This is a genomic window from Shinella yambaruensis, from assembly GCF_050859155.1.
Taxonomy (GTDB): Bacteria; Pseudomonadota; Alphaproteobacteria; order Rhizobiales; family Rhizobiaceae; genus Shinella; species Shinella yambaruensis.
The window spans coordinates 1796158-1817208 of sequence record NZ_CP150638.1 but is presented as its reverse complement, the minus strand read 5'-3'; the positions used below and the strand labels follow the sequence as shown (position 1 = coordinate 1817208).

Annotated in this window: 25 protein-coding genes; 14 read left to right on the top strand and 11 right to left on the bottom strand. The window is 66.0% G+C overall.

Annotated features, from left to right (window positions below; all coding sequences use genetic code 11):
• Window positions 1–46: 46 nt before the first annotated feature.
• The gene (locus tag WMC41_RS08995; RefSeq protein ID WP_432347749.1) at window positions 47–484 is read left to right on the top strand and encodes a DUF1489 family protein; all 438 of its coding nucleotides are present in this window, start codon (window positions 47–49) and stop codon (window positions 482–484) included.
• Window positions 485–567: 83 nt separating this feature from the next.
• Window positions 568–1602, top strand: coding sequence for an alpha/beta hydrolase family protein (locus tag WMC41_RS08990; RefSeq protein WP_432347747.1), 1035 nt, complete (start codon window positions 568–570; stop codon window positions 1600–1602).
• On the opposite strand, the gene WMC41_RS08985 is transcribed toward WMC41_RS08990, so the two are convergent.
• The 4 genes from WMC41_RS08985 to WMC41_RS08970 form a co-directional block, all read right to left on the bottom strand.
• Window positions 1589–2605, bottom strand: a complete 1017-nt coding sequence (locus tag WMC41_RS08985) for a helix-turn-helix domain-containing protein (RefSeq protein WP_432347745.1) — start codon at window positions 2603–2605, stop codon at window positions 1589–1591. The genes WMC41_RS08990 and WMC41_RS08985 overlap by 14 nt on opposite strands.
• Window positions 2606–2666: 61 nt before the next feature.
• Window positions 2667–2939: a hypothetical protein gene (locus tag WMC41_RS08980; protein ID WP_432348306.1), complete on the bottom strand. Its 273-nt coding sequence runs from the start codon at window positions 2937–2939 to the stop codon at window positions 2667–2669.
• 165 nt (window positions 2940–3104) lie between these two features.
• Window positions 3105–4583 (bottom strand): D-alanyl-D-alanine carboxypeptidase, encoded by a 1479-nt coding sequence (locus WMC41_RS08975; RefSeq protein ID WP_272805439.1) that lies wholly within the window; start codon window positions 4581–4583, stop codon window positions 3105–3107.
• A gap of 105 nt (window positions 4584–4688) precedes the next feature.
• Complete coding sequence (locus tag WMC41_RS08970; RefSeq protein WP_432347744.1) at window positions 4689–5450, bottom strand: hypothetical protein; 762 nt, start codon at window positions 5448–5450, stop codon at window positions 4689–4691.
• Between the two features lie 253 nt (window positions 5451–5703).
• Here WMC41_RS08970 and WMC41_RS08965 point away from each other — a divergent pair, with 253 nt between their 5' ends.
• From WMC41_RS08965 to WMC41_RS08930, 8 genes are all read left to right on the top strand, one after another.
• Complete coding sequence (locus tag WMC41_RS08965) at window positions 5704–5919, top strand: hypothetical protein (protein ID WP_244765509.1); 216 nt, start codon at window positions 5704–5706, stop codon at window positions 5917–5919.
• Between the two features lie 202 nt (window positions 5920–6121).
• Complete coding sequence (locus WMC41_RS08960) at window positions 6122–7138, top strand: septal ring lytic transglycosylase RlpA family protein (RefSeq protein WP_432347743.1); 1017 nt, start codon at window positions 6122–6124, stop codon at window positions 7136–7138.
• 77 nt (window positions 7139–7215) lie between these two features.
• The gene (locus WMC41_RS08955; protein ID WP_432347742.1) at window positions 7216–8379 is read left to right on the top strand and encodes a D-alanyl-D-alanine carboxypeptidase family protein; all 1164 of its coding nucleotides are present in this window, start codon (window positions 7216–7218) and stop codon (window positions 8377–8379) included.
• Window positions 8380–8487: 108 nt separating this feature from the next.
• Window positions 8488–9171: a dTMP kinase gene (gene tmk / locus WMC41_RS08950; protein WP_432347740.1), complete on the top strand. Its 684-nt coding sequence runs from the start codon at window positions 8488–8490 to the stop codon at window positions 9169–9171.
• Window positions 9168–10199, top strand: coding sequence for a DNA polymerase III subunit delta' (locus tag WMC41_RS08945; RefSeq protein WP_432347739.1), 1032 nt, complete (start codon window positions 9168–9170; stop codon window positions 10197–10199). Before tmk ends, WMC41_RS08945 begins: the two co-directional genes overlap by 4 nt.
• Before the next feature lie 77 nt (window positions 10200–10276).
• Window positions 10277–11827, top strand: coding sequence for a methionine--tRNA ligase (gene metG / locus WMC41_RS08940; RefSeq protein WP_432347738.1), 1551 nt, complete (start codon window positions 10277–10279; stop codon window positions 11825–11827).
• On the top strand, window positions 11828–12607 hold the full coding sequence (locus tag WMC41_RS08935; protein WP_244765515.1) for a TatD family hydrolase: 780 nt from the start codon (window positions 11828–11830) through the stop codon (window positions 12605–12607). It abuts the gene before it with no gap.
• 2 nt (window positions 12608–12609) lie between these two features.
• A complete protein-coding gene (locus tag WMC41_RS08930) occupies window positions 12610–13437 on the top strand; it encodes an MBL fold metallo-hydrolase (RefSeq protein ID WP_432347736.1) in 828 nt (275 codons plus the stop codon).
• Here WMC41_RS08930 and WMC41_RS08925 read toward each other — a convergent pair.
• Complete coding sequence (locus WMC41_RS08925) at window positions 13425–14369, bottom strand: phosphoribosylaminoimidazolesuccinocarboxamide synthase (RefSeq protein ID WP_272807459.1); 945 nt, start codon at window positions 14367–14369, stop codon at window positions 13425–13427. The two genes, WMC41_RS08930 and WMC41_RS08925, sit on opposite strands and share 13 nt — an antisense overlap.
• A gap of 402 nt (window positions 14370–14771) precedes the next feature.
• Here WMC41_RS08925 and WMC41_RS08920 point away from each other — a divergent pair, with 402 nt between their 5' ends.
• Window positions 14772–15293 (top strand): GNAT family N-acetyltransferase, encoded by a 522-nt coding sequence (locus WMC41_RS08920; protein ID WP_244765518.1) that lies wholly within the window; start codon window positions 14772–14774, stop codon window positions 15291–15293.
• 213 nt (window positions 15294–15506) lie between these two features.
• Window positions 15507–15923 (top strand): DUF4864 domain-containing protein, encoded by a 417-nt coding sequence (locus WMC41_RS08915; protein WP_244765519.1) that lies wholly within the window; start codon window positions 15507–15509, stop codon window positions 15921–15923.
• A gap of 24 nt (window positions 15924–15947) precedes the next feature.
• Here WMC41_RS08915 and tgt read toward each other — a convergent pair whose 3' ends face one another.
• From tgt to coaD, 6 genes are all read right to left on the bottom strand, one after another.
• Window positions 15948–17078 carry a tRNA guanosine(34) transglycosylase Tgt gene (gene tgt / locus WMC41_RS08910; protein WP_432347735.1) on the bottom strand — a complete coding sequence of 377 codons (1131 nt, stop codon included), beginning with the start codon at window positions 17076–17078 and terminating at the stop codon, window positions 15948–15950.
• Entirely contained in the window at window positions 17075–18142 is a 1068-nt protein-coding gene (gene queA, locus WMC41_RS08905; protein ID WP_432347733.1) for a tRNA preQ1(34) S-adenosylmethionine ribosyltransferase-isomerase QueA, read from the bottom strand. Before queA ends, tgt begins: the two co-directional genes overlap by 4 nt.
• 8 nt (window positions 18143–18150) lie before the next feature.
• The gene (locus tag WMC41_RS08900) at window positions 18151–18600 is read right to left on the bottom strand and encodes a DMT family transporter (protein WP_432347731.1); all 450 of its coding nucleotides are present in this window, start codon (window positions 18598–18600) and stop codon (window positions 18151–18153) included.
• An 80-nt stretch (window positions 18601–18680) separates the two neighbouring features.
• Complete coding sequence (locus WMC41_RS08895) at window positions 18681–19196, bottom strand: peptidylprolyl isomerase (RefSeq protein WP_432347730.1); 516 nt, start codon at window positions 19194–19196, stop codon at window positions 18681–18683.
• An 82-nt stretch (window positions 19197–19278) separates the two neighbouring features.
• Window positions 19279–19848, bottom strand: a complete 570-nt coding sequence (locus tag WMC41_RS08890; RefSeq protein ID WP_244765524.1) for a peptidylprolyl isomerase — start codon at window positions 19846–19848, stop codon at window positions 19279–19281.
• A 33-nt stretch (window positions 19849–19881) separates the two neighbouring features.
• Window positions 19882–20376: a pantetheine-phosphate adenylyltransferase gene (gene coaD / locus WMC41_RS08885; protein WP_272805424.1), complete on the bottom strand. Its 495-nt coding sequence runs from the start codon at window positions 20374–20376 to the stop codon at window positions 19882–19884.
• 249 nt (window positions 20377–20625) lie between these two features.
• Between coaD and WMC41_RS08880 the strand changes: the two genes are divergently transcribed.
• Together WMC41_RS08880 and WMC41_RS08875 are read left to right on the top strand one after the other, a co-directional pair.
• Entirely contained in the window at window positions 20626–20751 is a 126-nt protein-coding gene (locus WMC41_RS08880) for a hypothetical protein (protein ID WP_256388514.1), read from the top strand.
• Between the two features lie 13 nt (window positions 20752–20764).
• A complete protein-coding gene (locus WMC41_RS08875) occupies window positions 20765–20911 on the top strand; it encodes a hypothetical protein (RefSeq protein WP_244765526.1) in 147 nt (48 codons plus the stop codon).
• Window positions 20912–21051: the final 140 nt, after the last annotated feature.

The window sequence follows — 21051 nt, the reverse complement described above, 5'->3', positions numbered from 1 at the left end:
CATGGCGGCCCCTTGACCGGGCCGCCGCAAGAGCGTTCAAAGGGGCATGGCCCTGCATCTCATCAAACTCTGTGTCGGCGCGGACTCGATCGAGGACCTGCGCGAATGGGTGTCCGAACGCTCGCTGATCGCGATCGCCGCGGGCATGGAACCGCATTCGAGCCACATCACCCGCATGGTGCCCAAGCGCGACCAGGACCTGCTCGACGGCGGCTCGCTCTACTGGGTGATCAAGGGCCAGGTGCAGGCGCGCCAGCGCCTCCTCGACATCAAGACCTTCACGGATGCCGACGGCATCTCCCGCTGCGAGCTGGTGCTCGGGCCGGAGGTCGTCGAGACCGAGCTGCAGCCGCGCCGCGCCTTCCAGGGCTGGCGCTACCTGACGGAAGACGACGCGCCGCGCGACCTCATGAACATGGGCGACGGCACGGCAGACCTGCCGCTGGAACTGCGGCGCGAACTCGCCGAACTCGGCCTTCTCTGAAATCCGACGTCCTCGATCGCGTTTCAGGTCTCTTTCCCCGACGTCTTGCCGCATCCCGGCCTCGTTCAACCAACGAGGCTCCCATGCTGAAAACACTCTTCCTTGCCGCCACGCTTCTCGCCGGCGCCGCGACATCCTGCAATGCCGGCGCGCTCGGCGTCCGCGACATCAGGATCGCCGGGTCACCGGAGGGGCGCGCGCTCTTCGCGGTCGTCTGGTATCCGACATCCGATACCGGAAAGGCGGCTCCCGTCGCGGAGAACCCCGCCTTTCTGGGCATTCCCGCGATCCGCGATGCCGGGATCGGCGCGGGCACGCACCCGCTCGTCGTGCTGTCGCACGGTTATGGCGGAAGCTGGCGCAATCTGAGCTGGCTCGCCGGCGAACTCGCCGCGCGCGGCTATATCGTCGCCGCGCCGGACCATTCCGGCACCACGACCTTCGACAGGAGCGCGGCCGAGGCGGCGAAACCCTGGGAACGGCCACGCGACCTCAGCCGGCTTATCGACGCGCTGCTGGAAGACGGGGACATCGCCGATCGCATCGCGGCCGACCGCATTGCCGTCATCGGCCATTCGCTCGGTGGCTGGACGGCCGCGGCCCTTGCCGGCGCGCGGTTCGATGCGGAGCGGTTCACGGCGGATTGCACGATGAACACGAGCCCGCGTGCCTGCAGCCTGACGGCGGAACTCGGACTGGACGGCACCGGTGACGGCCGCCAGAAGCTCGAGGGCGAGCTCGGCGATCCGCGCATCGGCGCTTTCGTTTCGCTCGATCTCGGCCTGGCGCGGGGTTTTTCTCCGGAAAGCCTTGCGGCCCTTCGCGTGCCGGCCCTGGTGATCGCGGCGGGCACCGATATCGGCGACATGCCGGCCGAACAGGAATCGGGCTACCTCGCAAGGGCGCTTCCGGCGGCGAGCAGCACCTATGTCGTCATCCCCGACGCCATGCATTTCAGCTTCCTGCAGGTCTGCAAGCCGGGCGCGGCGGAGAGGATCGAGGCGGAAACGCCCGGCGACGGCATCGTCTGCAAGGATGGCGGCATCCGCGGCCGCGCGGCGATTCACCGCGAGGTCGCCGATCGCATCCTCGCCTTCCTGGCCGTCAGCCTGCCGTAGGTGCGCGACGATAGTCGCTCGGGCTCCGGCCGGTGGCCTTCAGGAATTCCCGGTTGAAGTTCGACTTGGTCTGGAACCCGGCCTCGAACATGACGGCGGTGACCGGCAGGTCCGTCTCCGCCAGCAGGCGCTTCGCCGCCTCGATGCGGTAGCCGTTGACCAGTTGCGAGACGTTGCGGTTCTCGCGGCGGTTGACGGCGCCCGAGATCTGGCGGGGAGGAAGGCCGGCGCGCCGCGCGATCCGGTTCAGGGTGAGGTCGGGGTCGCGGAAGAGCTCCTTTTCGCGCATCAGCCGGTCGATCGCCTCCACGATGCGGCTGTCGTCTTCCGTCGGCGCGCGCGGCAGGTCGGCAGGGGCCGTCTCGCCGGCAGCGTCCGCCGGCAGGCTGCGCCCGATGGTGGCGACGGCGTAGGCGAGGACGGGCAGGAGAAGAATGTTGCCGGCGGCCACGATCAGCGCGGCATGGTCGCCGCTGTAAAGGCCGAAATCGACGGCGATGAGGAGATCGACCAGCGCCGACACGATAAGCGTGCCGCCCGCCATGCGCGCCGCATTCTCGGCCCGGGCCGTATCGCTCAGCCGCGCTGCGGCAAAGCCGTCCGGCCCGGCCCTGGCGAGGCGCAGCAGGGCGAGCCCGTAGCCGACATAGAGAAGCGCGAGCAGTAGGTCGACCGGCGATCGCCAGACCTGCCAGGTGGCGGACAAGAGGAGGGCAAGGGCGACCGGCAGCAGGTGCAGCCAGCGGGCCCTGCCGCGCTCTGTGTGCCCGGCTGTGAAGCAGAGCCAGGCGATCGGCGGCAGCGCGGCGGCAAGGACGGGCTGGAGAAAACGTACGAACGGCGCGTCGAACGACCAACGGGCGCCGACCGCGAGCGCGACGACCATGCAGGCGGCGACGAAGCCGATGGCAGGCCGCAGCGCGGTTTCGCGCAACAGCACCAGCTTCACGAGAAGGATGGCGAGCAGCAGCGCGATGATGAAGGGAAGCGGAATTGCCGGCATGGTCCTGCACAGCGGATGTCAGGCCCCTTTGCAAGGGGCGCGTCGCCGGTTCAGGCGACCCTCAGCGCAGGCGCAGGCGAACCGGATGGCGGCGCTCGCTGACGCCGACATGGAGATGGATCCCGGCGGCCGGCTGGCCCGAGCGCCAGGCCCTGGCGCCATGGGCGAGCAGCATGCCGACGAGATCCTTCGTCCTGTTGCGCGAACGGCCGAGCCCGATATCCGCGATCCGCATCGCCGCCTCGTGCAGCGGGTGGAGCGTGCCCTTCAGCGACCTGCGCTTTTCCGCGCCGGCTGCGGGGGGAGCATCGAACAGGTTCTCGTTCATCGCCATGATCTGCCTCGTACGCATTACCCAATCGAGGATGGCAGAGCCGCTTTCGCGACATTCCGCCTGCCTTGCTCCGCAGTCCCGGGATGCACTACCTGTCCGGTGACTGTGCTGGCGCAAGGCGAGATTTGAGGGAGCGCGCCGGTGGTTCGGCGCGTCCGGTCGTTCTTACTGCTGGCTGGCCCAGCAGGCGAAACCCTTGCGCTTCAGCGCCTTGCAGGCAGCCGTCGCGCGGTCCTGGTTGTCGAAGCCGCCGAAGCGGGCGCGGAACAGCTGCTGGCTGCCGCTGTTGACGGCGACCGTGAAGGGCTGCGCGCTGGAAAGCGCCTTGCCGCCCTGGTTCTTCGCCTTGGAAAGCAGGTCCTGCGCCTGGCCCTTGTCCGGCGTCGCGCCGATCTGGATAACCCAGCCCGAGGGCACGGCATCCGTGGCGAGCGAAGCAACGGTGGAGGAGGTGGTCAGCTCGTCGACGGCGCCGCCCGCATCCCCCTGTTCGGTCAGGTCCGCCGGCGGCACGGCCGCGTCGCGCTGGATCTTCAGCGTTGCGGCGAGGGCGCGCTTGCCGACGACTTCCGAAGCCGCGTCCGACGTGGCGGCATAGGCCGTCTCGATGCGGGCCTCATTGTAGCGATAGGTCGGAATCGGGCCGTTCTCCGGCAGGTCGAGGCTGCCGGAAACCGATGCGGTGACCGCCTTGCCGGCGACCTCGGCGGTCAGCGTCGGCGCATCCTTGGTTTCGGCGATCAGGTTGCCGCCGCCGCGGCGCGAGGCCTTCGGCATGTAGGTGGCGATGAGCTTGCGCATCTGCTGGTCGCGGGCAGCGCCCGAGCGGCCGCCGATGACGACGCCGACGACGCTGCGCCCGTCGGCCACGGCCGAGGTCACGAGGTTGTAGCCGGAAGCGCGGGTATAGCCGGTCTTGATGCCGTCGACGCCGCGCACGGTGCCGAGCAGCCGGTTGTGGCCGTTGATCGTCTGCTTGCCGAAGCGGAAGCTGCGGACGGAGAAATAATCGTAATATTGCGGAAAGTGCTGGCGCAGCGCGATGCCGAGGCGGGCCTGGTCGCGGGCGGTCGTCACCTGTGCCGTGTTGGGAAGACCGTTGGCGTTGCGATAGACGGTGCGCGTCATGCCGAGCGCGCGCGCCTTCTGCGTCATCATGCGGGCGAAGCGCTCTTCCGAGCCGCCGAGGAATTCGGCGAGCGCCGTGGAGGCGTCGTTCGCCGAGCGGGTGATGAGGCCGAGCATCGCCTGTTCGACGGTGATCGAATTGCCGGCGCCGACACCGAGCTTCGTCGGCGGTTCGCTCGCGGCGTTCTTGGAAAAGGGGACGCGGGTGTTGAGGCGGATCTTCCCGGCCTCCAGCGCCTCGAAGGTGAGGTAGAGCGTCATCATCTTGGTGAGCGAGGCGGGATAGCGCAGCGCGTCCGCATCCTCGCTGTAGAGCACCTTGCCCGTCTTGGCGTCGATGACGATGCCGGAATATTTCGGATTGGCTTCGGCCGGGGTGGCGACCGCGACGGTGGCGACCATTCCGATCATCACCAGACCTTTCGCCGCAGTGGCAAATGCCTGGCAGGAGCGGGGGAGGAAATCGAGGAATACGGAACGGGACACTACGTTACTCTTCATTCTCGGATTGCACATGCTGTCCGGACCTGACCGCCCGGATCGACCATTTCCGGCACAGTAGCGGGATAGCGTTACCAATCGGTTTATGATGAATCATTGGTTTCTGAGGTTGGCGGTGTTTTATCGGCCGAAGCCGGTGGACAAGGGGCGGCCGTTGCGGATGAGCGAGCGGCCGAGATAGTCGCGAATGCGCGCCTCCATGGCCTGCCACTGCGGCAAAAGTCTGCTCGAAAAACGGTAAAGCACGGAAAGATCCCGGCCGATGTGGATATCGCGCTGGCAATCGGCGCTGGTCGATTGCGTTTCGTCGGCCGGAATCATGCAGCGCACCGCATAGCCGGTGCCGTCCGGCAGGGTGCCCGTGAAGAACACTTCGTCGCCGTAACCGGAGTTCTCCTTCAGGCGCCGCAGGGTGAGGCCGGCAGGGCCGGGCCCGGGCTCGTCGCCGAAAAGGTGGCTGTAGATCGGCTCCAGCCGGCCGGACATGTCCTTCGACATGGTGCTCTGCGAAAGATTGAGGAAAACCAGGCCTTCCGGCCGGCCGGCATCGTTGAACCGGCTGCGCTGCGCATTGGAATAGCCCTGCATTTCCGGCCAGGTGAGGTAAAGGTCGACCCGTTCGGTGCGTCCGGTCTGGCGCTGCTCCTCGAAGCGGATCGTGTTGGCGGGAAGCCGGATCTGGTCCTGGCCGATGACCACGTCGACGAGCTCGGCGCTCTCCGTATGCCCCGCCTGGGCGATGCGTTCGCCGAGCATTCGGCCGGCGACGCTGATCGCCACCGTCAGGCTCGCCAGCACGGCGACGCCGATCGTCAGGCGCGTCAGCAGGCGATGGGAGATAAGGGGGGCGTGTTCGTCGTTGCCGGTCGCTGCCGCTGTCATCTCTTCCACCCTCGATGGCCCGGTCGGACTCGGCTTTCCCGGTGCTTCGACCCTGTGCGGAGCCTCTGCGAACAGGGTTAATTTTTGGTTGAGATCGAGCGGTCGAGAAAGGGCCGGTGCTTCATGCCCTGCGAGGGCCGCGGGGCCGGTCCTGCAAGATTTCCCGACTTGTTGCTGACGCATTCTGCTCCTAGAATCGCGCCTGCACCCGACAGCAATCATGCCGGCTGGATGCGGAACAGGGGAGGCAGCCATGGACGTGCTTCGAGACCCCGCGCATATCGGCATATTCGAGCCGCAGGACCTCGTCGTCCTGCAGCGTGTCTTCACCCGATTGGCGGCAACAAACACTCCCGGCCTCGACGAGGCCCGCGCGCGGTCGCTCGCCCGGTCGATCATCACGCTCTATCGACACGGCGTACGCGACCCGGAGCAACTCTTCGATGTGCTGCAGGTTCCGGCCTCGTGACGTTGAAGACGGCGATGAAAGCGCCTTGCGCTTAACCATCCGGAAACCATGAATCATGGAAGCTCGCCACGGGGCTTCCATCCGTTCGCAATTTTGCCATCTTATTGGCATGATTAACGGACTGTTATTTACTGAGTGGCATTGACGGCCGGCTTGCAGGGGCAAGGCAGTTGGCTGGCACACCGTCGGGGACAATAGCGGCGTGGGACATAAAAACTTCGAGAAGAACGCGACCCGGTTCGGCAAGGGCCTGAGGTTGCTCACTATTCCTCTGGTCTGCGCGGGCCTTGCTGCCTGTGCGACGACAACGCCGGCGCCGAAGAAGAAGGTGCGCAGCAAGGAATTCTTCGCCGAGTCCGAATATGGCGTGAAGGCGAGCCCGCGCGTCGTCGAGGAAGGGCAGGCCGTGCCGAAGGGCGGTGGCCGCTACCAGGTCGGCAAGGCCTACCAGGTTCGCGGCAAGTGGTATCAGCCGAAGGAGGAGCCGGGCTACAACAGGACCGGTCTTGCCTCCTGGTATGGTTCCGCCTTCCATGGCCGCAGGACGGCGAACGGCGAAGTCTACGACAAGTACCATCTCTCCGCCGCGCATCCGACCTTTCCGCTGCCGAGCTATGCGCGCGTGACCAACATGGAGAACGGCACGTCCGTCGTGGTGCGCGTCAACGACCGCGGCCCGTTCCACGAAGGCCGCGTGATCGACGTTTCCTCCAAGACCGCCGACCTCCTCGACATGAAGCGCACCGGCACGGCCAAGGTGCGCGTGCAATATGTCGGCAAGGCGCCGCTCGAGGGCAACGACATGCCCTATCTCATGGCCTCCTACGTCACCAAGGGCTCGCGTGTTCCGGCGGTCGATCCGGGCGGGCAGATCGCCACGGGCGTCATGGTGGCCTCGGCCGACAACAGCGCGCTGCCGGGCGTCGGCCAGGGCGAGGGCGTGCTGACCGTGCCGGCCGAGAGCACGATGACGGCGCTCGCCAAGACCACGCCGGCAAGCGAGGCCTTCCAGGCGATGGAACAGTTCGTCATGCTGCCGGAGATCGGCCCGCTGCCGATCGAGCGGCCGAACGTCGTGCCGCAGCTTTCCGCCGATCCGAGCTATGCCGCCGCCTATGCGGACGAGCGCGTGCGGGATGCCGCCGGCGCCTTCGATGCCATCCTGACGATCGACGGCAGGCTGACGCCGCTCTCGGCGCTGGCCGGCAACGCGGGCTGATCGCCGATCGCCCGCGTTCCCGAAGCCATTTGCGCCATGCGGGCGGCTGTGGGAGTGTGACGACATCCGGAGTCGCCATGCATCGCCGCCTTTTCGCCGCCCTTATCCTCCTGCTGTCCGTCGCAAGCCTTGCGTTCGCCCAGTCGGCCGCGCCGCAGGCCGGTTTCGACGTCAAGGCGAAGCAGGTCTATCTCATCGAGGCGGAAACCGGCACGGTGCTGTTCGCACGCGCTGAAGACGAGGCGGTGCCGGCCGCCTCGCTCGCCAAGCTGATGACCATGGCGAGCGTCTTCAAGGCGCTCGCAAGCGGCGAGACGACGCTCGACACGACCTATCCCGTCACCGAATATGCCTGGCGCACCGGCGGGGCGCCGTCGCGCACCTCCACCATGTTCGCCGCCCTGAAATCGACGCCGCGCGTGGAAGACCTCATCCGCGGCGTCACGGTGCAGTTCGCCAACGATGCCTGCATCGTCCTCGCCGAAGGCCTTGCCGGCTCGGAGACGGCCTTTGCCGAGCGGATGACGGCGGAGGCGCGGGCGCTCGGACTCGAGAAATCGAGCTTCGCCAACGCAACCGGCCTGCCGAACCCCGGCAACATGGTGACGATGCGCGAGATGGTGGCGCTCGCCCGGCACCTCCAGACGCGCTATCCGCAGCACATGCGCTACTATCTCGAGCCGGAATTCGAGTGGAACAAGATCAAGCAGCGCAACCGCAATCCGCTCTTGGCGCTCAATATCGGCGTCACCGGCTTCGTCACCGGGTTTTCGGAGGAGGGCGGCTACTCCATCGTCGCGGCGGTCAACCGGGACGGCAAGCACCTCGTGCTCGCCATGGGCGGCATGGAGAGCGACAAGGCGCGTATCGACGAATCCCGCCGCATCATCGAATGGGCGCTCTCCTCCTTCGAACGCCGCACGCTGTTCAAGGAGGGCGAAGCGATCGCCGATGCCAGCGTCTATGGCGGCGACGCCTCGACGGTGCCGCTGGTCGCGGGCGAGCAGGTCGACGTCTTCCTGCCGAAGGACAATTCGCAGCGCCTCGTCGCGCGCGTCGTCTACAACTGGCCGGTGCGCGCGCCGGTGACGCCGGGGCAGGCGGTCGGCACGCTGAAGATCTGGAACGACAAGCAGCTCCTGCGCGAGGTGCCGGTGGAGACGGCGGGAAGCGTGGGCGTCGGCACGTTGCGCGCCCGCGCGCTCGATGCGCTGATCGAACTGTTCTTCTTCTGGATCTGACGGGGTGGAGCAGGGCGAAAAGCGTTTCGCCGGCCGGAAACATGGGTTAGTAGTGTCCCGAGTCATCCCGGCCCTGCCGGATATCGCGCGTAAAAACGGAAACAGGATTTGTCGGCCGCACCGGGTTTGTTTGTCACGTTCGAGGGCGGCGAGGGCGCCGGAAAGTCGACGCAGATCCGGCTTCTGGCCGACGCGTTGCGCGCGCGCGGCCTCACCGTGCTGATGACGCGCGAGCCGGGCGGCTCCAAGGGCGCGGAGGCGGTGCGCCACGTCCTCCTTTCGGGCGCCGCGGAACCCTATGGCATCCGCATGGAGGCGATGCTCTTCGCCGCCGCGCGCAGCGACCATGTCGAGGAGGTCATCCGTCCGGCGCTGGCCGCCGGCACGGTCGTGCTGTGCGATCGCTTCATGGATTCCTCGCGCGTCTACCAGGGCATCACCGGCAATCTCGAACAGCCCTTCCTCGAGGCGCTGGAGCGTGTTGCCGTCAACGGCGTCGTGCCCGATTGCACGATCATCTTTGACCTGCCCGCCGCCATCGGCCTGGAGCGCGCCCGCAGGCGCGGCGCGGGCGAGAGCGAGGCGCCCGACCGCTTCGAGAAGGAAGAGCTGGAGACCCACGAAAAGCGCCGCGAGGCCTTTCTCGACATCGCCGAGCGCGAGCCGCTGCGCTGCCGCGTGGTGGATGCGACACAGGCCCAGGATGCCATCGCCGCCGAGGTGCTCGCTCTCGTCGAGCCGCTGCTGCCCATCACCGCCCACGGCCGGCTGGATCCGGAGCACGTCTCGTGAGCGAGGAGCGGCCCGGCATTCTCGACGGCGCGGTGCATCCCGCCGAGCAGGCGAAACTCTTCGGCCATGCCGAGGCGGAGGCTTTCCTCGCGCGCTCCTACCGCTCCGGCAAGGGGCATCACGCCATCCTGATCGAGGGGCCGAACGGCATCGGCAAGGCGACGCTCGCCTTCCGCTTCGCCAACCACGTTCTCCACCATCCCGAACCCGCCGAGGCGCCGGAGACGATCGCCGATCCGTCGCCCGCCTCGCCGGTCACCCGGCAGCTTGCCGCCGGCGCCTCGCACAATCTCCTGCATCTCACCCGCCCGGTGGACGAGAAGACCGGCAAGGTGAAGGCCTTCATCACGGTCGACGAGGTGCGCAAGGCCGGAAAGTTCCTGGCGCAGACATCGGGCACCGGCAACTGGCGCATCGTCATCATCGACCCCGCCGACGACCTCAACCGAAACGCCGCCAACGCCATCCTGAAGATCCTGGAAGAGCCGCCGAAGCGCTCGCTCTTCCTCGTGCTCACGCACGCTCCCGGTAAGCTCCTGCCGACCATCCGCTCGCGCTGCCTGCCGCTGGCGCTGTCGCCGCTGTCGCAGGACGATCTCGCCGCCGCCCTCGACAGCCTCGGCGCATCGCCCGCCGGCCCGCGGGCAGGGGAGGTGCTTGCCGCCGCCCATGGCAGCGTCTCCGAAGCGCTGAAGCTTACCAATTACGGCGGCTTCGACATCGTGGAGGCCTTCCGCACCATCGTCGAGGCGCCGGCCGAGCCGCCGCGCCGCGACGTGCACAAGCTCGCCGACGTGCTTTCGGCGAAGGACAGCGACACGGTCTTCTCCTTCTTCTGCCAGCATGCCACCGATTTCGTGACGGATGCAGCCCGCAACGCCGCCCTTTCCGGTGACCTCGCCCGCGCCGACCGCCTCGCCCACCTCTCCTCGCAGCTCGGCGAGCGCATCGCCATAGCGCAAGGCTACAATCTCGATCGCAAGCAGACGATCATCACCGTGCTCGACGACATCCGCGCCGCGCTTTAAGCGAACTTGCTGTTTCCCTTGCCGCCCGCATGGTCTAATACCTTGCGGCATTGCACAACCGAAGACAGAACGCTGCCATGACCGATACGTCCCGTTTCTACATCACGACCGCCATTTCCTATCCGAACGGCAAGCCGCATATCGGCCATGCCTACGAGCTGATCGCGACGGATGCCATGGCGCGCTACCAGCGGCTGGACGGGCGCGACGTGTTCTTCCTGACCGGCACGGACGAGCATGGCCAGAAGATGCAGCAGACGGCGCGCAAGGAAGGCATTTCTCCGCGCGAGCTTGCCGATCGGAATTCGAAAGAATTCAAGGATATGGCTGTTCTTCTTAATGCGTCGAACGATGATTTCATCCGCACGACGGAAGAGCGCCACTACGAGGCCTGCGCCGAGATCTGGCGCCGCATGGCCGCCAATGGCGACATTTACAAGGGCGGTTATGCCGGCTGGTATTCCGTGCGCGACGAGGCCTATTACCAGGAAAACGAGACGGAGACGCGCGACGACGGCGTGCGCTACGGCCCGCAGGGCACGCCCGTCGAATGGGTGGAGGAGGAGAGCTACTTCTTCCGCCTCTCCGCCTACCAGGACAGGCTGCTGAAGCATTACGAGGACAATCCGGACTTCATCGGCCCGGCCGAGCGCCGCAACGAGGTGATCTCCTTCGTCAAGTCCGGCCTCAAGGACCTCTCGGTCTCGCGCACCACCTTCGACTGGGGCATCCCGGTGCCGGACGACCCGGCACATGTCATGTATGTCTGGGTCGACGCGCTTACCAACTACGTCACCGCCACCGGCTGCCTCACCGACCCGGATGGCCCGCGTGCAAAATACTGGCCGGCGAACATCCATGTCATCGGCAAGGATATCATCCGCTTCCACGCCGTCTACTGGCCGGCCTTCCTGATGTCGGCGGGCCTGCCGCTGCCGGGCCGCGTCTTCGCCCACGGCTTCCTGCTCAACAAGGGCGAGAAGATGTCGAAGTCGCTCGGCAACGTGGTCGATCCGGTCAACCTCGTCAACCATTTCGGCCTCGACCCGATCCGCTACTTCTTCCTGCGCGAGGTCTCCTTCGGCCAGGACGGCAGCTATAGCGAGGAGGGCATCGCGACCCGCATCAACTCGGACCTCGCCAACGGCATCGGCAACCTCGCCAGCCGCTCGCTGTCGATGATCGTCAAGAACTGCGACGGCAAGGTGCCGGAGTGCGGCGACCTTTCCGACGCCGACCGCGCCATGCTCGCCTCCGTCGATGCGCTGCACGCCATCACCCGCGAGGAGATGGGCAGGCAGCAGATCCACAAGGCGCTCGCGGCGATCATCGCCGTCGTCTCGGAGGCCGACCGCTATTTCGCGAGCGAAGCGCCCTGGGCGCTGAAGAAGACCGACCCGGTCCGCATGGGCACCGTGCTCTACGTGACGGCGGAAGTCGTGCGGCAGATCGCAATCCTGCTCCAGCCCTTCATGCCGAAATCCGGCCGCAAGCTGCTCGATCTCGTTGCCGCGCCCGTCGAAAAGCGCGATTTCGCGGCGCTCGGCGAAGCCGGCCGCCTCGTCAGCGGCACGCCGCTGGAAGCGCCGACCCCGGTCTTCCCGCGTTACGTCGCGCCCGAGGCGTAAATGCTGATCGATACCCATTGCCATCTGGATTTCCCCGACTTCGAAGCGGAGCGCGACGCTATCGTCGCGCGGGCGCACGCGGCCGGGGTGACGCAGATGATCACCATCTCGACGCGGGTGAAGAAATTCCCCGCGATCCTGGCGATCGCGGAAAAATACCCGTCCGTCTTCTGCTCGGTCGGCACCCATCCGCACAATGCGGACGAGGAGCTCGACATTCCGGTCTCGGAGCTGGTCGAACTCTCGAAGCACCCGCGCGTCGTGGCGATCGGCGAGGCGGGGCTCGACTATTTCTACGACAACGCACCGCGCGAGGCGCAGGCCATCGGCCTTCGCAACCACATCGCCGCGGCGCGGGAAACCGGCCTGCCGCTGGTCATCCACAGCCGCTCGGCGGACGAGGACATGGCGGCGATCCTGACCGAGGAAACGGGGAAGGGGGCCTTTCCCTTCCTGCTGCACTGCTTCTCCTCCGGGCCGGAGCTTGCCCGCACCGGCGTGGATCTCGGCGGCTACGTCTCCTTCTCCGGCATCCTGACCTTCCCGAAATCGGAAGAGCTGCGCGAGATCGCGAAAACCGTGCCGCCGGAGCGCATGCTGGTCGAGACCGACGCACCCTACCTTGCGCCGAAACCCTATCGGGGAAAACGCAACGAGCCGGCCTATGTGGCGCACACCGCCGCCGTGCTGGCGGAGACCGTCGGCGTCAGCGAGGACGAGATCGCCCGCATCACCACCGAAAACGCCTTCCGCATCTTCTCGAAGATGCCGCGGGTGTAACCGTGGCCACGACACGGCGCTTCACCATCCTCGGCTGCGGCTCCTCGCCCGGCGTGCCGCGCATCACCGGCGACTGGGGCGCCTGCGATCCTTCCAATCCGAAGAACCGCCGCAGCCGCGCCGCCTTCCTCGTCGAGCAGGTCGGCCCGGGAGGCAGGACCACCGTCGTCATCGATACGGGGCCGGACTTCCGCATGCAGATGATCGCCGCGGGCGTGGAAGGCATCGACGCGGTGCTCTACACGCACGCCCATGCCGACCATATCCACGGCATCGACGATATCCGCGGCTTCGTGCTGCAGAACCACAAGCAGGTGCCGATCTGGGCCGATCCGGTGACGATGGAGCGCATCCGCGAGGGGTTCGGCTACTGCCTGAAGACGCCGCCGGGCAGCATGTATCCGCCCATCGTGACGGAAAACCTGATCGAGCCGATGGATGCGCCGTTGACGATCGGCGGGCGAGGGGGCGCGATCACCTTCCAGCCCCTCCTCCAGGTGCACGGCTCCATCCATTCGCTCGGCTTCCGCATCGGCAATGTCGCTTACTGCAGCGATATCAGCGACTTCCCGGACGAGACGGTCGCGCGGCTCGAGGGTCTCGACGTGCTGATCGTCGATGCCCTGCAATACCGCTACCATTCCAGCCACCTGTCGCTCAGCCAGGCGCTGGAATGGATCGAGCGGCTGAAACCGGCACGCGCCATCCTGACCCATATGCACGTGCCGCTCGATTACGACACGGTGCAAGGGGAAACGCCGGACCATGTGGAACCGGCGTTTGACGGGCTCAGCTTCGAGATCGAACTTCCGGACGATCAGGCGAAATAGGGTTTCAGGTTGTTACGGATCCGCTCCAGCACCGTCGCGCCCGAAAGGTCGGGCACGAAGGTCTTGCCGGTGATCTGCTCGTAGGCCTGGATATAGACCTTCGAGGTCTGCTCGACGAGCGCGCGCGGGATTTCCGGGATCGGGTCCTTGTAGGGATCGCAGCGCTCGGTGACCCAGGCGCGCACGAAATCCTTATCGAAGCTCGCCGGGCGGCCACCCGTGGCGAAACTCTGCTCGTAGCTGTCGGCGATCCAGTAGCGGCTCGAATCCGGCGTGTGGATCTCGTCGGCCAGCACGATGCGGCCGTCCTTGTCCGTGCCGAACTCGTATTTGGTATCGACGAGGATCAGCCCGCGTTCGGCCGCACGGGCCTGTCCGCGCGCAAAGAGCGCCAGCGCATAGCGCGACACCGTTTCCCATTGCGCGGGCGTCAGCAGGCCTTGCTCAAGGATTTCCGCGCCGGAGAGCGGTTCGTCGTGACCGCCGTCGAAGGCCTTGCTGGTCGGCGTGATGATCGGCTCGGGCAGCTTCTCGTTGTCCTTCAGGCCATCCGGCAGCGTGATGCCGTACATTTCGCGCTCGCCCTTGCGGTATTTCGTCAGGATCGAGGTGCTGGTCGTGCCGGCGAGATAGCCGCGCACGACGATCTCGACCGGCAGGATGTCGAGCCGCGTGCCGATGACGACGTTCGGGTCCGGATAGGAAATGACGTGGTTCGGGCAGATGTCGGCGGTTTCCTCGAACCAGTAGCGCGCCGTCTGGGTGAGAACCTGGCCCTTGAAGGGAATGGCGGTGAGGATGACGTCGAAGGCGCTGAGACGGTCCGTCGCGATGATGACGCGGCTGCCGTCCGCAAGGTCGTAGTTCTCGCGGACCTTGCCGTTGTAGCGGTTCGGCAGTTCCGGGATATGGGCGTCGGAGAGAATGCGCAAATCGCTCATCGTGGCGGGCTTTCGCTGTTGGTTTCGTCTGCCGTTTCGCTTAAGGCCACGGGTGGTGAAGGGTCAAGGCGGAAACCGGATTTCCAGAGGGTTTGGGGCTTTGCGGGCAATGATTGGTTCCATAATCTATATTATGTGACTTATGGATATGGGAAGATACGCCCCCTACGGCTATGGCACGCCCATGAATTCAATGCCTTCGCATTAAAACGTCGTCCCGCGATGCCGGGCGCGTCTCGCCCGCGCCGATCACCGCCACTTTCGTTCACGCGATATCGACGGTCCCGAACAATTCGTAGTAGAATATCCCGAATCCCGGCCAGCGGCTTTCCCGATCGAAGCCGACGTCCATTCCCCAGATCGCCACATCTTCCAGCCTCCGCCACGATCCCGATGCCCGACATCCCTGTGCTTGAAACCGACCGTCTCGTCCTGCGCGGCTTTCGCCCGGACGATCTCGATGCCATGACCGCGATGTGGACGATGCCCGAAGTCGTGCGCTACATCGGCGGCGTGCCGCTGTCTCGCGAACAGTCTTGGATCCGCCTGCTGCGCCATATCGGCATGTGGAGCGTCATGAACTTCGGCTTCTGGGCGGTCACGGACAAGGCTTCCGGGCAGCTCATCGGCGAAGCCGGCTTCCATGAGATGCGCCGCGAGATGACGCCCAGCATCGAAGACACGCTGGAAGCCGGCTGGGGCCTGCTCCCGGGCTTCCATGGCCGCGGCTATGCCAGCGAGGCGCTGGATGCGATGCTGCCCTGGGCGGAGGCGAACCACGGCGGCCTGCCTGTGACCTGCATCATCGACCCTGCAAACACGGCCTCCATCCGGCTTGCCGAGCGGCACGGGTTCCGCGAATTCGCCCGCTCGATCTATCAGGGAAGCGACATCGTCGTCCTCCGGAAGGCATAGGCGTTCGCGCCACCAGCCGCCGCGCAGCCATGGAACACCCCGATATATCACAAACAAGTGATATTAAATTCATACTTTATCTTTATTCAGCAACATTTTGTTCTATAACGAAATTCATGCATATCTTTCCCGGCAATCAGCGCGCCCTTCCGCATGGCGGTTCTTTTCAGGCGTCCATGCTATTCTAGCTTCGTCCGAAAAGGAGTGTGCGCCATGAAAATGCTTGCCGCCGTGTTCCTTTGCGTTTCGCTGTCCCCGCTCTCAAATGCCCGGGCGGAAGAACCCGTCGATACCGTACAGGGTATCATCCAAGGCCAGATAACCGCCTTCCTGAACGACGACGCGAAGACCGCTTATTCCTTCGCCTCGCCGACCATCCGCGGGAAGTTTCCAACCGAGGACGCCTTCTTCGACATGGTGAAGAAGGGTTACGCGCCGGTCTACCGCCCGGGCAATTTCGCCTTCGGCCGCTTCAAGGTCGCGGATGACACGGTGGTGCAGGAGGTGCTGATCTCAGGGCAGGACGGCAAGGACTGGACGGCGCTCTACCAGGTCGTGAAGCAGCCGGACGGCAGCTACAAGATCAACGGCGTGCACATGGTGCGCACCGCGCCGGGGCCGCAGATCTGAGCAATCCAAGCGCGGAACACGCCCTCAGAGAGGGGCGAGATCGCCCCTCGCCCAGTTCTCCTGCGTCTCCGCCATGAAATCGGCAAAACGCCCCTCCTCAATCGCCTTGCGGATGCCGGCCATCAGGTCCTGGTAGTAGGAGAGGTTGTTCCAGGTCAGAAGCATGCCGCCGAGCGATTCGTTGGCGCGGATGAGGTGGTGCAGATAGGCGCGCGAATAGTCGCGCGCCGCCGGGCACGTCGATTCCTCGTCGAGCGGGCGCATGTCCTCGGCGTGGCGCGCATTGCGCAGGTTGATGCGGCCGCGGCGTGTGAAGGCGAGGCCATGGCGGCCGGAGCGGGTCGGCATCACGCAGTCGAACATGTCGATGCCGCGGGCGACGGATTTCAGGATGTCGTCGGGCGTGCCGACACCCATCAGGTAGCGCGGCTTCTCGGTCGGCATGTGCGGCACGGTCGTGTCGATCATGTCGAGCATGACCTCCTGCGGCTCGCCGACGGCAAGGCCGCCGATGGCGTAGCCCTTGAGGTTCAGATCGGCAAGCGCCTGCGCGGAGCGGACGCGCAGGTGCGGGATGTCGCCGCCCTGCACGATGCCGAACATCGCCTTGCCCGGCTGGTCGCCGAAGGCGGTCTTGCAGCGCTCGGCCCAGCGCAGCGACATCTCCATGGCGCGCTCGATTTCCTTCGGCGAGGCCGGCAGCGCCACGCATTCGTCGAGCTGCATCTGGATGTCGCTGTCGAGCAGGCCCTGGATCTCGATCGAGCGCTCCGGCGACATGTGGTGCAGCGCGCCGTCGACATGGCTCTTGAAGGTGACGCCCTGTTCGTCGAGCTTGCGCAGGCCCGACAGCGACATGACCTGGAAGCCGCCCGAATCGGTGAGGATCGGATACGGCCAGCGGATGAGCTCGTGCAGGCCGCCGAGGCGGGCGACGCGCTCCGGACCGGGGCGCAGCATCAGGTGATAGGTGTTGCCGAGGATGATGTCCGCACCGAGGTCGCGCACCTGATCGAGATACATCGCCTTGACGGTGCCCACCGTGCCGACCGGCATGAAGGCCGGCGTGCGGATTACGCCGCGCGGCATGGAGACCTCGCCGCGGCGCGCCTTGCCGTCGGTCGCAAGCAGTTTGAACTGGAAGGTTTCGGTCATCGGTCGTTCCGGAAAAGCAGGCTGGAGTCGCCGTAGGAATAGAAGCGGTAGCCGGTGGCGATCGCATGGGCATAAGCGCCGCGCATCGTCTCGAGGCCCGAAAAGGCGGAGACCAGCATGAAGAGCGTCGATTTCGGCAGGTGGAAATTGGTCATCAGCATGTCGGCCGTGCGGAAGCGATAGCCGGGCGTGATGAAGATGCCCGTCGCGCCGGACCAGGGCCGGATCGTGCCGTCTTCGTCCGCGGCGCTTTCGAGGAGGCGCAGCGAGGTGGTGCCGACGGAGACGATGCGCCCGCCCCTCGCCCTGACGGCGTTGAGCGCGGCGGCCGTCTCCGCGGACACATGGCCGATCTCCTCGTGCATGACGTGGTCGGTCGTGTCGTCGGCCTTCACGGGCAGGAAGGTGCCGGCGCCGACATGCAGCGTCACGAAATGCCGTTCGACGCCGAGCGCGTCGAGTTTTTCGAAGAGGGCGTCGGTGAAGTGCAGGCCGGCCGTCGGCGCCGCGACGGCGCCCTCCTCGCGCGCGTAGATCGTCTGGTAGTCGCGGCGGTCCGCCTCGTCGTCCTCGCGCTTGGAGGCGATGTAGGGCGGCAGCGGGATATGGCCGACGGCGGCGATGGCGCGGTCGAGATCGGGACCGGAGGCGTCGAAATGCAGGGTGACCTCCCCGCCCTCGCCTTTCTCTTCGACGCTCGCCGAAAGCGCCTCCGCCGCGCCGAAGGTGATGCGGTCGCCCAGCTTGATGCGCTTGCCGGGCCTGGCAAAGGCCTTCCAGCGGTCGCCGGCGATGCGCATGTGCAGCGTCGCGGACACCTTCTGGCCGCCGGCGCCCTCGCGATGGCGGATGCCCTCGAGCTGGGCGGGGATGACGCGCGTGTCGTTGAAGACCAGCGCATCGCCGGCGCGCAGCAGCGACGGCAGGTCGCCGACGGTGCGGTCCGCGTAGGGCGTCTCCTGCCCCGGGCGCACGATGAGCAGCCTTGCCGCCTCGCGTGGGCTCACCGGGCGCAGCGCGATGTTTTCTTCCGGCAGATCGAAATCGAAGAGGTCGACGCGCATGCCGGGCCTCAGTACAAGCGGATCAGCAGCGCGCCGGCGACGAGCAGCATGGCCCCCGCGATACGGCCGAGGGAAATCTCGCGCATGGCCATGCCGAGAAAGCCGATGCGGTCGAGCAGGATGCCGGCCATGAGCTGGCCGGAAACGGCGAAGGCCATGACGGCGGCGGCGCCGATGCGCGGCGTCAGGAAGATGGCGGTCGTCACATAGACCGTGCCGAGCGCGCCGCCGGCAAAATAGAGCCAGGCATCGGCGCCGCGCCAGTCCGGTGCCCGGCCCTCGACGGCGGCGGTGACGAGAACGACGAGGGCGAGGACGAGCGCGCCCGCGAAGAACGAGACGCAGGCGGCGGCGACCGGCATGCCGAGCCCCCGGCCGAGCAACGCATTGATGGGAGCCTGGATGGCGATGCACGCGCCCGCCGCAATGCCGAGCAGCGCCCAGAGGAAAGCAGCCATATCGACTTGTCTCTTGAAAAGCGCACAAACAAAAACCGCGCCCGCCGGGGCGAGCGCGGTCGAAAACGAAAGGTTCTCTATCAGGCGGCCGCGTCGGCGGCAACCTTCATCGAGAGGATGGTGTCGGGATCGCGCACCGGCTCGCCGCGCTTGATCTTGTCGATGTTTTCCATGCCTTCGACGACCTGGCCCCAGACGGAATACTGCTTGTTGAGCCAGGGGGCGTCGGTAAAGCAGATGAAGAACTGCGAGTTGGCCGAGTTCGGCATCTGGCTACGGGCCATGGAGCAGGTGCCGCGCACATGGCTCATGTTGGAGAACTCGGCCTTGAGGTCCGGCTTTTCCGAGCCGCCCATGCCGGCGCGGGCCGGGTTGAAGTCCTTGCCGCCGGTCTTGCCGTACTGCACGTCGCCGGTCTGGGCCATGAAGTCCTCGATGACGCGGTGGAAGACGACGCCGTCATAGGCGCCCTCGCGCGTCAGTTCCTTGATGCGCGCGACGTGGCCCGGCGCGAGATCCGGAAGCAGCTGGATGACCACCTTGCCCTTCGTGGTCTCCATGATGATGGTGTTTTCCGGATCCTTGATCTCGGTCATGGTCTTTCTCCTTCAAAGGCATGTTGCGCAAAAGGTGTGTCGCCGTTCCTTAATTGCAACGGGCGACACACCGAAAAGTGAATTACTTGCCGACGGTGACCTTGATCATCCGGTCGGGATCGGTGACCGCGCCATTGCTGGCCTCGTCGCCGCGCTTGATCTTGTCGACGTTCTCCATGCCGGAAACGACCTTGCCGACGACCGTGTACTGGCCGTTCAGGAAGTCGCCCGGGGCGAACATGATGAAGAACTGCGAGTTGGCCGAGTTCGGATCCTGCGAACGGGCCATGCCGACCGTGCCGCGCTCGAAGGGCACGTCGGAGAATTCCTGCGGCAGGTCCGGCTGGCTGGAGCCGCCCGTGCCGGCCGCGCCCGGCTGGAAGCCGTCTTCCATGTCGCCGAACTGCACGTCGCCGGTCTGCGCCATGAAGCCCTCGATCACGCGGTGGAAGGCGACATTGTCGTATTCGCCGGCCGCGGCGAGCGCCTTGATGCGCTCGACATGCTTGGGCGCGACCTTGTCGTTCAGCTCGACGACGACCGGGCCGTCCTTGAGCTGGATCGTGATGAACTCGGCCGCCTGGGCAACGACGGCGCTCGTGGTGGTCGCAAGGAACAGGGCTCCTGCAAAGGCGAAACGGAGGATGTTCATGATAGCTCCCTAAGGGGGTTCAGGATGATGGGCTCAGCCCGTCTTGCGGGCTTTCAGCGCCGTGAAGACGGGCGCCGGAACGAAGGCACTGACATCGCCGCCCATGGCCGCGATCTGGCGGACCAATGTGGCGGTAATGGGCCGCGAGGCGACGCCCGCCGGCAGGAAGACGGTCTGCACGTCCGGCGCCATCTGGCGGTTCATGCCGGCCATCTGCATTTCATAGTCGAGATCCGTGCCGTCGCGCAGGCCCCGGATCAAGAGGCGCGCGCCGTGCTCGCGCGCGGCATCGACGACGAGATTGGAAAAGGAAACGACGCTGACATCCCCTGCCCGCGCCGGCAGCGCCTCGACGATCGATTGGCGGATGAGGTCCGCGCGCTCCTTAAAGGAGAACAGCGGCGTCTTGCCGGGATGGATGCCGATCGCGACGATGACCTTGGGCGCCACGTCCAGCGCCTGCACGAGCACGTCGATATGGCCGTTGGTGATCGGATCGAAAGAGCCAGGGTAGAAGGCAGCTGTCATCGGCGGGGTCCCGTTTGCCGCCTTTTGTCACGGACGGCCCCTTTCCGCAAGGGCGCGGCCTGTCGCAGCCCGCGCTGTCCCCTGCCAAGAACATGAACGCGGCATGAACGGGCCGTTCAAGACCATTTCAGGCAGGCCATGTCTAAATAGCAGCATCGGAGCCGGGAACAAAGGTCGCCCTCGCGCATTCTCCCGGCACAACACAGTGAAACAAGTAATGCGTTTCCTTAGGCTTGAAGGAACACGAAAATGGCCCTCGCTCTACTCTGCATGACCATGTTCATCGCCCTTACCGCCGCGACCATCCATGCGCTGCGGGAAGAGGATCGCCCGGCAACGCCGAAAATCGCCGCCCGCGGCAAGTGGCTGCGCTGAGCGGGATAGCACCATGGCCGCGCTCACCATCCTCTTCACGATCTTCATCAGCACCGTCTTCACCTTCGACTTCGCGCGCACGATCCTTGAACTGAAACGGGATCGCGCAGCCCTGAAGGCGGCCAAGCTGAAAACCCAAGCAGGCGGCTTCGGCGTCTGAGAACGCCCCCCTGCGGCACAGCGCCCCCGGCGCAGGATGCCGCAGCACGTATGCCGCCGTCAGAGCGGGTAGCCTTTCCTCCAGGCTGCCCGCACAATTGAAAAGCCGGACGGTCGTTCCCTGCCCGTCCGGCTTTTCCG